Annotated in this window: 11 protein-coding genes; 3 read left to right on the plus strand and 8 right to left on the minus strand. The window is 71.6% G+C overall.

Going from position 1 to position 12,110, the window contains the following annotated elements:
• Positions 1-84: 84 nt before the first annotated feature.
• The 8 genes from AB0D18_RS26880 to AB0D18_RS26915 form a co-directional block, all read right to left on the minus strand.
• Positions 85-1,062: a TauD/TfdA family dioxygenase gene (locus tag AB0D18_RS26880; RefSeq protein WP_362423630.1), complete on the minus strand. Its 978-nt coding sequence runs from the start codon at positions 1,060-1,062 to the stop codon at positions 85-87.
• Entirely contained in the window at positions 1,059-1,991 is a 933-nt protein-coding gene (locus tag AB0D18_RS26885; RefSeq protein WP_362423633.1) for an enoyl-CoA hydratase-related protein, read from the minus strand. Before AB0D18_RS26885 ends, AB0D18_RS26880 begins: the two co-directional genes overlap by 4 nt.
• On the minus strand, positions 1,978-2,817 hold the full coding sequence (locus AB0D18_RS26890) for an alpha/beta hydrolase family protein (RefSeq protein ID WP_362423636.1): 840 nt from the start codon (positions 2,815-2,817) through the stop codon (positions 1,978-1,980). Before AB0D18_RS26890 ends, AB0D18_RS26885 begins: the two co-directional genes overlap by 14 nt.
• Positions 2,814-4,472 (minus strand): amino acid adenylation domain-containing protein, encoded by a 1,659-nt coding sequence (locus AB0D18_RS26895; RefSeq protein WP_362423639.1) that lies wholly within the window; start codon positions 4,470-4,472, stop codon positions 2,814-2,816. Before AB0D18_RS26895 ends, AB0D18_RS26890 begins: the two co-directional genes overlap by 4 nt.
• Positions 4,456-5,703: an acyl-CoA dehydrogenase family protein gene (locus AB0D18_RS26900; protein WP_362423642.1), complete on the minus strand. Its 1,248-nt coding sequence runs from the start codon at positions 5,701-5,703 to the stop codon at positions 4,456-4,458. The genes AB0D18_RS26895 and AB0D18_RS26900 overlap by 17 nt, the downstream gene beginning before the upstream one ends.
• Positions 5,700-7,088, minus strand: coding sequence for a TrpB-like pyridoxal phosphate-dependent enzyme (locus tag AB0D18_RS26905; protein WP_362423645.1), 1,389 nt, complete (start codon positions 7,086-7,088; stop codon positions 5,700-5,702). Before AB0D18_RS26905 ends, AB0D18_RS26900 begins: the two co-directional genes overlap by 4 nt.
• Positions 7,085-7,369: a phosphopantetheine-binding protein gene (locus tag AB0D18_RS26910; protein WP_362423647.1), complete on the minus strand. Its 285-nt coding sequence runs from the start codon at positions 7,367-7,369 to the stop codon at positions 7,085-7,087. Before AB0D18_RS26910 ends, AB0D18_RS26905 begins: the two co-directional genes overlap by 4 nt.
• 187 nt (positions 7,370-7,556) lie before the next feature.
• Positions 7,557-8,330, minus strand: a complete 774-nt coding sequence (locus AB0D18_RS26915) for an alpha/beta fold hydrolase (protein ID WP_362423650.1) — start codon at positions 8,328-8,330, stop codon at positions 7,557-7,559.
• 266 nt (positions 8,331-8,596) lie between these two features.
• On the opposite strand from AB0D18_RS26915, the gene AB0D18_RS26920 reads away from it, so the two are divergent.
• From AB0D18_RS26920 to AB0D18_RS26930, 3 genes are all read left to right on the plus strand, one after another.
• Entirely contained in the window at positions 8,597-10,027 is a 1,431-nt protein-coding gene (locus tag AB0D18_RS26920; RefSeq protein ID WP_362423653.1) for an aldehyde dehydrogenase family protein, read from the plus strand.
• A 105-nt stretch (positions 10,028-10,132) separates the two neighbouring features.
• Positions 10,133-11,179, plus strand: coding sequence for a hypothetical protein (locus AB0D18_RS26925; protein WP_362423656.1), 1,047 nt, complete (start codon positions 10,133-10,135; stop codon positions 11,177-11,179).
• A 28-nt stretch (positions 11,180-11,207) separates the two neighbouring features.
• Positions 11,208-12,110 (plus strand): DUF2236 domain-containing protein, encoded by a 903-nt coding sequence (locus AB0D18_RS26930; protein ID WP_362423659.1) that lies wholly within the window; start codon positions 11,208-11,210, stop codon positions 12,108-12,110.

The following is a 12,110-nucleotide window of genomic DNA, read 5'->3' on the forward strand; positions in this document are numbered from 1 at the left end:
GGCATTTCCCGTGTGTGCGGTCGTGATTTCCCGTGTGTGCGGTCGTGCGCGCGGTGCGGAGCGCCGCCGGTCCGCCGGCGGCCGCTAGGACATCGCCACCAGGATCCGGCGCTGCCCGGTGAAGGCCCGGCGGCCGTGCGCCACCGCGACGTTGTCGACGAACAAGAGGTCGCCGGCCTCCCAGTCGACGTTCACGGCCACCTTCATGCCGACCTCCTGCACATGGGTGATGTACTCGGCCGGGATCGGGCTGCCGTCCGCGAAGTAGGCGTTCTGCGGCAGCTCGTCCTCGGGCACGATCTCCGCCAGGGCGGCCGCGTCCTCGCCGAGCCCCGCGGTGTGCCACTGGTCCGCCTGGTTGAACCACACCTCCGTACCGGTGACCGGGTGGCTGAGGGTGGCCCGGCGGACCTGGGTCACCCGGAGCGTGCCGTCCGGCTGCCAGTTCCACTCGGCCTCGGCGCCGTCGAGGAACGCCTCGACCTCGGCGCGGTCGTCGGTTTCGAACGTCGACTGCCAGCTCTTGCCGAACCCCATGCCGTCGTGCAGGTTCTGCGTGTACCGGACGCCGGGTGCGAAGGCCGCACGGACCTTTGGGTCGATGGAGTCGAGCCACAGCTTGCCGTCGACCACCGGGGTCGCTCCGCCCGTGGCCGCCGCGATGTCGCAGAAGAAGAGGATCCGCGAGGGCCACGCGTGGGCGTACGACATCTCGTTGTGCATGGAGATCTCGAACTCCGCCGGGTACTCGGTGGAGGTGTAGAGGTTGCGGCCGACCTTGGTGCGCGGCGAGTTGCCGTGGACGTACGCCAGCCGGTCGGGCAGCAGGAGGTCCGCCACGGCGTCGTAAGTCTCGGTGGAGACGCCGAAGCCGCGGAAGACCACCGCGCGCGACTCGACGAGGAGGCCGCCGGGGTCGGTGCCCAGCAAGTACTCCCGCAGGCCCTCGGCGCTCGCGGACACACCGGCTTCGGCGGGCCGGACGATCCGGGGGCCCCAGGCGGCTTCGGTGCCCACGAGGTCCGTGGTGTTGTGGGTGTTGGTGATGTTCGTGGTGGTCATGAGGTTCCTTCCGGTGAAGCGGTGAGGAGTTCTTCGGGACGTTCGCGTACGCCGGGTGAGGGAGTGCCGGGCGAGGAAGTGCCGGGCGAAGGGGTGCCGGGCGCAGGGGTGCCGGGTGAGGGGGTGCCGAAGTGTGGCGGCCGGCGGGCCCGGAAGGCCGCCACCGCCTCGTGCACGTCCGGCGAGTGGGCGGCGACGACCTGCGCGGGGCCTTCGCGTTCGAGTGCCACGGCCAGCGAGGGGGCGTCGGCGTTGCTCTGGAGCACCTGCTTGGTGAGGGCCACCGAGACAGGGCTGTTGGCCGCGATCTCCACCGCCAGGGCGAGGGCCTCCGCCCGCAGCTCGCCTGCGGCTGTCAGCCGGCTCGCCAGGCCGCGCTCGACGGCCTCGGCGGCTCCCACGAAACGGCCGCTGAGCATCATGTCGGAGGCGAAGCCCAGGCCGGTGAGCCGTGGCAGCAGCCACGACGCGCCCATGTCGCCGCCGGACAGGCCCATCTTGGCGAACGGGGCGCAGAAGCGTGCCCCGGGATCCGCCAGGCGGATGTCGGCGGCCAGGGCGAGGGAGAGGCCGGCCCCTGTCGCGGTGCCGTCGACTGCGGCGATCACGGCCTGCGGGAGGCCGCGCAGTCCGGTGACGGCCGCCGCCTGGCGCTGGAGCAGGGCCAGCAGTTCCAGGGGCGGCAGAGCTGCGATCCGGCCCACTTCGTCGATGTCGTAGCCCGCGCAGAACGAGCCGCCTGCCCCGTCGATGACCAGGACGCGTGCCGAGGGGTCGGACCGCAGCCGCGCGCACAGTGCCGTCAGCCGCGCGAAGAGGTCCTCGTCGAGAGCGTTCCTGCGGGCCGGCCGGTTCAGGGTGGCGGTCACCACGCCCGGCGCCGGCCGGTTCACCAGCAGGGACGGGCCGTCCGGCTCAGACTCGTTCATGGGCGGCGGCCGTCCTCTCCGACGGCCGGCCCGACAGGCGGCGTTCGACGAAGTCCAGCGCCGCGGGCAGCGCGCGGTCCACGTAACTCCAGTCGTGACCGCCCGGCCGCTCGTGGTACTCCACGTCGTGGCCCCGCTCGCGCAGGGCGTCGCGCACCCGGTGGTTCATGGCCAGCATCCGGTCGTGGTCCGCCGTCCCGATGTCGAGGTGCAGGGCGGGCGGCGGGTGCGCGCCGGTCCTGCCGATCAGCCGGTAGGGGTCGTAGCGGTGCCGGGTCTCACTGCCCGGCGGGCCCCAGACCCGTTCGTGCGAGTCCACGGTGGGCATGGCGAACCCGGGCTCGCCCCGGAAGGCCGCGTACGGGTCGCCGATCCTGCGCGGAGCTTCGAAGGCCCCGGCGAGCGAGGCCACCGCGCCGAACAGCCCGGGGTGGCGCAGCCCGAGGAACAGCGCGGTGGCGCCGCCCATCGAGAAGCCGCCCACGGCGCGGCCGGACCGGTGCGCGAGGGTGTGGAACCGTTCGTCGACCGCGGGCACGAGTTCCTGGACGAAGTGGTCCTCGTACCGCAGACCGGCGTGGTCGTTGACGAACCAGCGGCGGCCGCTCTGGGGCAGGACCACGAGGGTCCGGCTGTCGCAGAGCAGGTCGAGGAGGCGGGTGTTGACCAGCCAGGTGTCCTTGCCTCCCCCGTAGCCGTGCAGCAGGTACAGGACGCGGTGCGCGGCGCCGTGCTCGGAGTAGCCGCCGGGCAGGACGACGTTGACGCCCTTGTCCCGGCCCAGCAGCCGGCTCGGCAGGCGGAGCGTCCGCACGTGGGCGGTCATACGGCCTCCAGGGCGGTACGGAACCGGCCGGTGGCCAGTGCCCGCCGGTCGGTCTTGCCGGTCGAGGTCCGGGGGAAGGCGTCGACCAGGTGGAACTCCGCGGGGACCATGTAGCGGGGCAGCGCGTCCAGGCAGTGTCCGCGCAGCTCGGCGACGGGTGGCCGGGCTCCCTCGGCCGGCGCCGCGTACGCGTGCAGCGCCGTGCCGCCGTCACCGTCGGGGACCGGCACGCAGACGGCCTCGTGCACCGAGGGCAGCCGCATCAGGACGGCCTCGATCTCCTCGGGCTCGACGCGGTAGCCGCGGATCTTGACCATGTGGTCGCGCCGGCCGACGTAGAGGTAGCCCGCGGAGCCGTGCGAGACGACGATGTCGCCCGTGCGGTGGGTACGGGAGGGGGCCGTCCCGGCGTCGGCCGTGGGGCGCCCCCAGTAACCGAGCATCACCGAGTCCCCGGTGACGCACAGTTCGCCCTCGGCGCCCGGCCCGTCGGGAACCGGCCGGCCGTCGGCGTCGAGGAGGAACGTCCGGGCGTACGGGCAGGGCCTGCCGATCGGCGGCGGACCGCTGCGGTCGGGTGCGAGATCCGCCTCGGTGACCCGGTGGTGGGTACACACATTGGTCTCGGTCGGCCCGTAGAGGTTGTGCAGACCCGCCGCGGGCAGCGCCGCGCGCAGCCGCCTCAGGTGCTTGAGGGCGAAGGGTTCGCCCGCGAAGAGCACCGTCCGCAGCCGCGAGCCTTTGAGCAGTTCGCGGTTCTTCGCGTCGAGCATCCGGATCAGGGCGCCGGGCACCGAGTACCAGACGGTGATCCCCTCCTCGGCGACCAGCCGGTTCAGTGCCGGGCCGAGGGCCTTGTGGTGTTCGGGGACCAGAACGAGACAGGCTCCGGCACTCACCGCGGCGAAGACGTCGAAGACGGAGAGGTCGAAGTGGAGCGGGGCGTGGCCCGACAGGCGGTCCTGCGGCTCCAGGCCGAATTCGCCCACGGCCCAGTCGACGAAGGCCAGCGCGTTGCGGTGGGAGAGCATCACGCCCTTGGGCGTCCCGGTCGAGCCCGAGGTGTAGAGGATGTAGGCCAGGTCGTCGGGCTGTACGGCAACAGGGGCGAACCCGGACGGCACCACACGCCCAACGGCCTCGTCCCAGGAGATCTGCCGGACGTCGCCGGGGGTGCCGGACGGGCCGGGAAGGCCCACGGGGTCCGAGGCACCGGATGCGTCGGCGGAGCCGGGCGTGTCCGCGGTGGCCTGCGGTGTGGGTGTGGCGGCGAGGACCACGACCGTGGGCGGGGCGGCCGGTGCGCCGGGGGCCTGGAGGAGCGTGAGCCGGGGCGTGTCGGTCACCAGGGCGGCCACGGCGCAGTCCGCCAGGATGAAGGCCGCGCGGGCCGCGGGTACGGCCGGGTCGACCGGTACGTAGGCCGCCCCGCACTTGAGCACGGCGTGGACGGCCACGACCGCCTCGGTCGACTTGGGCATCCACAGGCCGACCCGGTCGCCGGGGCCCACGCCGGCCTCGCGCAGCGTGACGGCGAGGGCGCTCGCGGCCCGGTCCAGTTCGGCGTAGTCCGTCGTCCGGCCGCGATGGCGGACCGCCTCGGCGGCGGGCCGGGTGGCGGCGGCCCTGGTCAGCAGTTCATCGAGCGTGCGCACGGAGGCCTCCTGCGGTGGCCGGAGGGCTCGGCACGCGCCTGCCGGCGCCGTCGTCCGCCCGGGACGGTGTGCGGATGGGCGCACGGGAGGTGAGGCCGAGCTTCTCGGCCATCACGAGCCGCTGCATGTCGGAGGTCCCCGACGAGATCCGGGTGCCGAGCGCGTCGCGCAGGTTGCGTTCGACGTCCGTCTCCGTGGTGTAGCCGAGGCCGCCGTACACCTGCATGGCGTCGAGGAAGGTCTCGACGGCGGATTCGCTGGTGCGCAGCTGCGCCGCCTCCGCGAAGTACGACGGGGCGCCCTGCACCAGGTCCCAGGCGGCACGGTGGGTCAGCAGCCTGGCCTCGTCCAGCCGGATCTGCATCTCCACGATCCGGTTCGCCACCGACTGGAAGCGGCCGATGCCGCGCCCGAACTGGGCCCGCTCGCGTGCGAAGCGGACGCAGTCGTCGATCTGGCGGCGCATGGTCCCCAGCAGGGGTGCCAGGATCAGCGCCCGCTCCCAGCCCATGGTGAAGCCGAGGATCCGCGAGCCCTGCTTCTCGGCGCCCAGCCGCGCGGAGACCGGGACGCGGCAGCCGCTCAGGGTGATCTCGCCCCAGGGGGCGGTGCGCAGCCCGGTCTTCTCGTACCGGCTCTCCACCGTCACTCCTTCCTGGCCCCGTTCGACCAGGAAGGCGGTGACCCCCGTGAATCCCAGGGCGGGGTTGACGGTGGCGTAGACGAGGAAGACGTCAGCGATCGGGGCGTTGGTGACGAAGCGCTTGACGCCGTCCAGGACGTAGTGGTCGCCTTCCCGGCGGGCGGTGGCCGTCAGCGACAGGGCGTCGGATCCCGCCTGGGCCTCGGTGATCGCGTGGGCGCCGGTCTTGCTGCCGTCGCAGAGCGCGGGCAGGTAGCGCTGCTTCTGTTCCGCGGAGCCGAAGGCGACGAGCGGCATCTCCACGGCCCAGATGTGCGCGCCGACGGCGATCATCAGGCCGTTGTCCCGGCAGCCACCGCCCAAGCCTTCCAGGGCGATCGCGCAGGTCAGGGCGTCCAGCCCGAGCCCGCCGTACTCCTGGGGCACCGGAAGTCCCAGCACGCCGGCCTGTGCGCAGCGCTGCCAGTCGCCGCTCTGGAGCTGCTGCGTCCCCTCGCGGGTCTCGATGTCGGCGCCCAGGGCGGTGGCGCCGAGGGTGTGCAGCCGGTCGGCGAGCGCCGTCTGTTCCTCGGTCGGGGCGAGGTTCATGAGCGGCTTCCGGCGGGTTCGGCGTCCGGCAGGGCGGCCAGCGAGGCGGCGATGGCGCTGTCGGAGATGCGGTGGTCCTGGAGTCCGCCGGACAGGTACTGGTCGTAGGCGGAGAGGTCGAGGAGGCCGTGGCCGCTGACGTTGAGGAGGATGACGCGCGGGCGGTTCTCCTCCCGGGCGCGGACGGCCTCGTCGACGGCGCATTTGACGGCGTGCGCGGATTCGGGGGCGGGGACGAGGTTCTCGGTACGCGCGAAGAGGGTCCCGGCCTCGAACACCTCGGTCTGTCCGTAGGCGACGGCCTCCATCAGGCCCTGTTCGTACAGGGCGCTGACCAGGGGAGCGGCGCCGTGGTAGCGCAGGCCTCCGGCGTGCACCCCGGGAGCGACGAAGGTGTGGCCCAGCGTGTACATCTTCGTCAACGGCGTCGTACCGGAGAAGTCGTTGTAGTCCCAGGCGTAGCGGCCCCGGGTCATTTTGGGGCACGCCTCGGGCTCCACGGCCACGAGCCGCGTCGCGGTCCCGTTGCGGAGCTTCTCGCGGTGGAAGGGGAAGGCCAGACCGGCGAAGTTGCTGCCGGCGCCCATGGCGCCGATGACGACGTCGGGGAACTCGCCGGCGAGTTCCATCTGGAGCAGGGCCTCTTCGCCGATGACCGTCTGGTGCAGCAGGACGTGGTTCTCCCCGCTGCCGACCGCGAAGGCGCCGCGGTGCACCGACCTGGCGTGTTCGAGAGCCTCGGCGTTGGCTATCGCCACGCTGCCGTCGCTGTCGGGTGAGGCGGCGAGCAGGGCCCGGCCGGCCTCGGTCGTACCGCTGGGGCTGGGGATGACGCGGGCGCCGTTCAGTTCCATCAGCACCCTGCGGTACGGCTTCTGCTCGTGGCTGACGCGCACCATGAACACCGTGCAGGCCAGGTCGAGTGCGTGGCAGGCCATCGACAGGGCGGTGCCCCACTGACCGGCCCCGGTGCCGGTGGTGATCTCCTGAACGCCGGCCTGCTTGTAGTAGTGGGCCTGGGCCAGCGCGGAGTTGAGCTTGTGGCTGCCCGAGGCGTTCGCGCCCTCGTACTTGTAGTAGATGTGCGCGGGGGTCTCCAGCGCCTGCTCCAGGCGGTGGGCCCGGACGAGGGGCGTGGGACGCCAGCGCTGGTACTGCTCGCGCACCGGGTCGGGGATCTTCACGTGACGTTCGGTGCCGACGCTGGAGCGGTACATCGAGAGCGGCAGGTTGGGCGAGGCGGCCCGTCGGTCCGGTGCGTCCGCGGCGGCGGGCCGGGCGCGGCGTACGTCGGAGGTCGGTACGTCCAGGTCGGCGAGGATGTTGTACCAGTGGGTCGGGACGTCCTCCTCGTCCAGCAGGAACTGGTTGCGTGAGGTCCTCATGCGGCGGCCTCCGTCCGGAGTGTTTCGACGTGCCGGCGTACGAGGCCGATGAAGTCGCCCACGTTCTCCAGGTCGGCCTCCATCACGTCCTCGTCCTCGATCTGGCCGCCGAACTCGCTCTCCACGGCCAGCAGCAGCTGGAGCAGGTTCAGCGAGTCGAGCTGGATCACCGGTGAGTAGAGCGACATCTCGCTCCCGATGGCCTCGGGACCCACCCGGAGGTCCAGGGCCTCCACCATGAGCTCGCGGACACGGTTCGCCACTTCATCGTCATTCACCATTCTGGGACTCCTCTGACACATTTCGAATTGTCCGGATGCCGGGGCGTCGCCGGCCGACAGCAGCATGCCGGGACCAGGGCGGCAAATTTGGTCGGGGCGGCCACGGAAGCATCGCCACAGGGCCGGGGGTTCGGAAAGGAATTATTTGTACGACCGGCCGGACGCCCTCTGCCGGGAAGATATCAGTTCAGCGCACAAATTCAAGGCGCCGAGCAATGTCCTCGATGACTTCGGATTCTCTTTCCACCAGATAGAAGTGCCCGCCGGGAAATACCCGCAGGTCGAAATCGCCGGTGCTGAGCGCGCTCCACGCGGCGACGTCCGCCATCGGAACGCCGGCATCCGCATCTCCGGCGTAGGCCGTCACCGACGTCGTCACCGGCCGTGCGCCGACGGGCCGGTAGGTCTCGATCAGCGTCAGATCGGCCCGGAACGAGGGCAGCACCAGCGCCAGCAGGTCGGGGTCCGCGGTGAGGGCCTCGTCCATGCCGCCCAGCTTCAGCAGGCCCGCGACCATCGTCTCGTCGTCCTGCAGGTGCAGGTCCCTGGAACGCCGCGGGGAACCGGGCGCCACCTGGGCCGAGACGAACAGCTGCTGCGGCCTGGCCCGGTACAGCGTCTCCAGGCGCAGGGCGACCTCGTACGCAAGAGCCGCGCCCATGCTGTGCCCGAACAGGGCGAAGGGACGGCCCAGCAGCGGCAACAGGGCCTGCGCGACGCTGTCGGCGAGCTCGGCCATGTCACTGACGCACGCTTCGGCGAACCGGTCCTGCCGCCCGGGGTACTGCACGGCGACCAGCTCCACGTCCCTGGGGAGCGAGGCCTCCCAGCGGTGGAAGGCGCCCGCCGTGCCGCCCGCGTGCGGAAGGCAGACCAGACGGAGCCTGGGGTTCGCCACCGGCCGGGGCCGGCGGAGCCAGCGGTCCGCCGACTTCAGGGCGGGTGGGGTTGCGGGGATCACGGTCGGTCTTCTCCCTCTGACTTTCCCTGCGGCCGGACCTCTTGCGCCCGGTATTTCAAGTTCCGCACTGTAACCCCTTTCCAGTGGCTCGTCACCACCGTCGCGGGAGGCAGTTTCGCGTACAGAATTCATCCAGGCATTTCCCTCGGCGATCCCTAGAGTCATACGCAATCAATTCGCTGCGCCCGCTCACTTCCAGCACTCTCCCAGAGATTTGCGGATACGTCCGAATTCTGCCCGTACTGCTGAAAGAGATCTGTCACACCATGAATTCGCTGCCTCTCCGGTCGGTCTACATCGGCGGCCGGTGGGCCGCGCCGCACGCCACGGGAACCGTCGCCGTCGAGAACCCCGCGACCCAGCAGCTCGTCGCCGAGGTCCCCGACTGCGGCAGCAAGGACGTCTGGCACGCGGTCGACGCGGCCCGCTCGGCCCTGCCCGTCTGGTCCGCGACCGGCCCGGCCGAACGCGGCTCGGCCCTCACCGCCCTGCGCGACGCCCTCGCCGGGCACCAGGAGGAACTGGCCCGGACGGTCACCCGGGAGATGGGCTCCCCGATCACGTTCGCCCGCCGCGTCCAGACGGGGCTTCCCCTCAAGGTGCTCGACGGCTTCATCGACGAGCTCGCCGCCCCCGCCGCGCAGGAGCGCATCGGGCATTCGCTCGTGGTCCGCGAACCCGTCGGTGTCGCGGCCGCCATCACCCCCTGGAACTACCCGCTGCACCAGGCGGTGGCCAAGATCGGCGCCGCACTCGCCGCGGGCTGCACCCTCGTGCTCAAGCCGAGCGAACTCGCCCCGCTGTCCGCCTACGCGCTCACCGAAATCATCGACGGCATCGGCCTGCCTCCCGGCGTCTTCAACCTCGTCACCGGCCGCGGAAGTACGACGGGCGCCGCGCTCGCCTCCGACGACGGCGTCGACGTCGTGTCGTTCACCGGTTCGCTGGAGGCCGGCCGGAAGATCGGCGCGGCCGCGGCCCAGTCGGTCAGGCGGACCTGTCTGGAACTCGGCGGGAAGTCGGCGACCGTCGTCCTGTCCGACGCCGACCTGGCCACCGCCGTCGAGGACGGTGTCAGAAGTGCCCTGCTCAACGCCGGCCAGACCTGCTCGGCCCGTACCCGGCTGCTCGTACCGCGCCCGCTTCTGGACGAGGCGCTGGACGTGGCCCGCGCCGTCGTCGCCGAGTACGTGCCGGGGGATCCGGAGGACCCGGCGTGCCTCCTGGGCCCGCTGGCCTCGGCGGCGCAACGGGAGCGGGTCCTCGGCCACCTGGAGCTGGCCGCCCGCGGCGGCGCGCGTCAGGTGGCGGGCCCGGCCGGAACGGGCCGGCTGCCGCACCTCGGTCACTACGTGGCCCCGAGCATCTGGACGGACGTGAGCCCCTCCTCGTCACTGGCCAGGGAAGAGGTTTTCGGCCCCGTCCTGGCCGTCATGGCGTTCGACGACGACGAGGAGGCCGTGTCCCTGGCCAACCACTCCGAGTACGGCCTGGCGGCCACCGTCTGGTCCGCCGACATCGACCGGGCGCTGTCCGTGGCCCGCCGTCTGCAGGTGGGCCAGGTCGACATCAACGACGCCAGATTCAATGCCGCCGCACCCTTCGGCGGCTACCGGCAGTCGGGGCTGGGGCGTGAGCTGGGGCGCCACGGCATCCAGGAGTTCCAAGAGGTCAAGTCCCTCCAGCTGCCCGCGTGACGCGCCCCTCCGCCACCCCCTCTCCCCCTGCCCTGCCGCCGCCCCTTCCCCCCTGCCCTGCCGCCCCCCTTTCCCTGCCCACCTCACGAAACGACGGGTGACACCGTGCCTCTGAACATCCCGCACATCCATGCCCAGTTCCCTCCCGAACTCAGCCCGTACGCCGACCGGGCCGAGGCGGGCACGCGCGCCTTCGTGGCCCGCTTCGGCCTGGCCCCCGACGAGGCGGCGCGCCACCACCACGAGCGCTCCCTGCTCGGCACCCTGATGGGCCGCGCCTATCCGCACGCGGGCCCCTGCGAACTCCAGCTGGTGACCGACTGGATCAGCTGCATGCTGGTGCTGGACGACCAGTTCGACGAGACCGCGCTCGGCACCGATCCCGTCCTGCTGCGCCAGGTCTGCGACGAGGTGCTCGGCTGGCTCACCGCCGACGGTTCCATCGACGATTCCGCCGACGGTTCCGCCGACGGGCAGCCCTGCGGCACTCCGGTTCATTCGGCCGTGGCGGCGTTCCGGCCGGCGTACGCGGACCTGTGGCGCCGTACCGTCCCCCTCACCTCCGCGGCGTGGCGCACCCGGCTCGCCGGGCACATCGGGGCCTTCTTCGAGACCTGCGTGTGGGAGTCGGAGAACCGGCTCGCCGAGCGGGTGCCCACCCTGGACGAGTACATCGGCATGCGTGGCCGGGCGCTGATGCCCTACCTCGACCTCATCGAGTTGACCCTGCACGCCGAGGTGCCCGCGGAGATCTACGAACTCCCGGAGTTCGCCGAACTGAACGCGGCACTGTCCGACGCCGATCTGTGGACCAACGACCTCTTCAGCTGCGAGAAGGAGGCGCTGCTGAACGACCCCCACAACCTCGTCCTGGTCCACCGGCACGCGCACGGCACCGATCTGCAGACGTCGGCCGACGCGGTGGGCGCGATGATCCAGGCGCGCTTCGACAGGTTCACCGAACTCAGCGCCACCTTCGCCGACGGCCTGTCGCCCGCACTGCGCCTGCTGTTCCCGGCCGACCGGCTGGAGCGCCACATCGCCGGCCTCCGCAGCTGGCTCACCGGCCAGTTGCAGTGGCGTTTCGAGACGCTGCGTTTTGATCCCACCCGGCCCGAGGTCATCAGTGCCGCCGGGTCCACACCGCTGTAGCCGACTGCTCACCGTGAACGGGGTACGGATGCGAGACCGTTACGCGACACTCAGACATCTGGAGACACTCGATCCGAAGACGGATCACGAGGAGATCCACCGCATTTCCTCCGACCGCGAGTTCCCCTGGGACTACGGGAGGGGACTGGAGGTCGCCATCTGGCGGACCTGCTGCGTTCCTGCCATCTCCGACGTCCTCGACGGCACCGGCGAGTTCGCCCTGCGGGCCCAGAAGCGCTACGACGACACCCGCATCATCCTGGGCGAACTGGTCCGCAGCGGGTACGACTCCGAACGCGGCCGGCTTGCGGTGCGTCAGATCAACAACGCGCACCGCAGGTTCGACATCGCCAACGAAGACATGCTCTACGTGCTGTCGACGTTCATCTACGAACCCGTGCGCTGGATCGACCGCTGGGGCTGGCGCCCGACCAGCGAGACCGAGCGGCTGGCCGCCTTCTACTTCTTCGCCGGGGTCGGGAAACGGATGAACATCCGTGAAATACCCACCGACTACGCCACGTTCGAGGTGTTCAACCGGGAGTACGAACAGGCACGCTTCCGCCGGGCCGCGAGCAACCACCGGGTCGGCACGTCCATCATCAAGCTCTACGCGTCCTGGTACCGGCGCCCGGTCAGCGACCTGGTGGCCGCCACCCTGCCCTGCCGTCTGGACCGCCCGGCGCTCGACGCCCTGGGCATGCGTACGCCGCCGCTGTGGGCCCGCGCCCTGAACCACGCCGCGCTGCGCGGACACGCCCGTACCGAGCGCGTCGCCCCCCGGTTGATGGCGCGGGTCATGACGCGGCCGACCGCCCGGACGTACCCCGGCTACCCGGCCGGCTACAACCTCGCCGACATCGGACCCCACCGGAGTGTCCCGCCCGTGCAGCGGCGGCCGACGGTACGCGCCGACAGCCTCAAGGACTGA

The sequence above is a fragment of the Streptomyces sp. NPDC048442 genome (assembly GCF_040651475.1).
In the GTDB taxonomy this organism is placed as follows: Bacteria; Actinomycetota; Actinomycetes; order Streptomycetales; family Streptomycetaceae; genus Streptomyces.

What these genes read in the sequence shown, in the direction of transcription:
- AB0D18_RS26890 (WP_362423636.1), bottom strand. Translation starts at nt 2,817, where the DNA reads ATGACCGCCCACGTGCGGACGCTCCGCCTGCCGAGCCGGCTGCTGGGC.
- AB0D18_RS26930 (WP_362423659.1), top strand. Translation starts at nt 11,208, where the DNA reads ATGCGAGACCGTTACGCGACACTCAGACATCTGGAGACACTCGATCCG.
- AB0D18_RS26905 (WP_362423645.1), bottom strand. Translation starts at nt 7,088, where the DNA reads ATGAGGACCTCACGCAACCAGTTCCTGCTGGACGAGGAGGACGTCCCG.
- AB0D18_RS26880 (WP_362423630.1), bottom strand. Translation starts at nt 1,062, where the DNA reads ATGACCACCACGAACATCACCAACACCCACAACACCACGGACCTCGTG.
- AB0D18_RS26900 (WP_362423642.1), bottom strand. Translation starts at nt 5,703, where the DNA reads ATGAACCTCGCCCCGACCGAGGAACAGACGGCGCTCGCCGACCGGCTG.
- AB0D18_RS26910 (WP_362423647.1), bottom strand. Translation starts at nt 7,369, where the DNA reads ATGGTGAATGACGATGAAGTGGCGAACCGTGTCCGCGAGCTCATGGTG.
- AB0D18_RS26885 (WP_362423633.1), bottom strand. Translation starts at nt 1,991, where the DNA reads ATGAACGAGTCTGAGCCGGACGGCCCGTCCCTGCTGGTGAACCGGCCG.
- AB0D18_RS26920 (WP_362423653.1), top strand. Translation starts at nt 8,597, where the DNA reads ATGAATTCGCTGCCTCTCCGGTCGGTCTACATCGGCGGCCGGTGGGCC.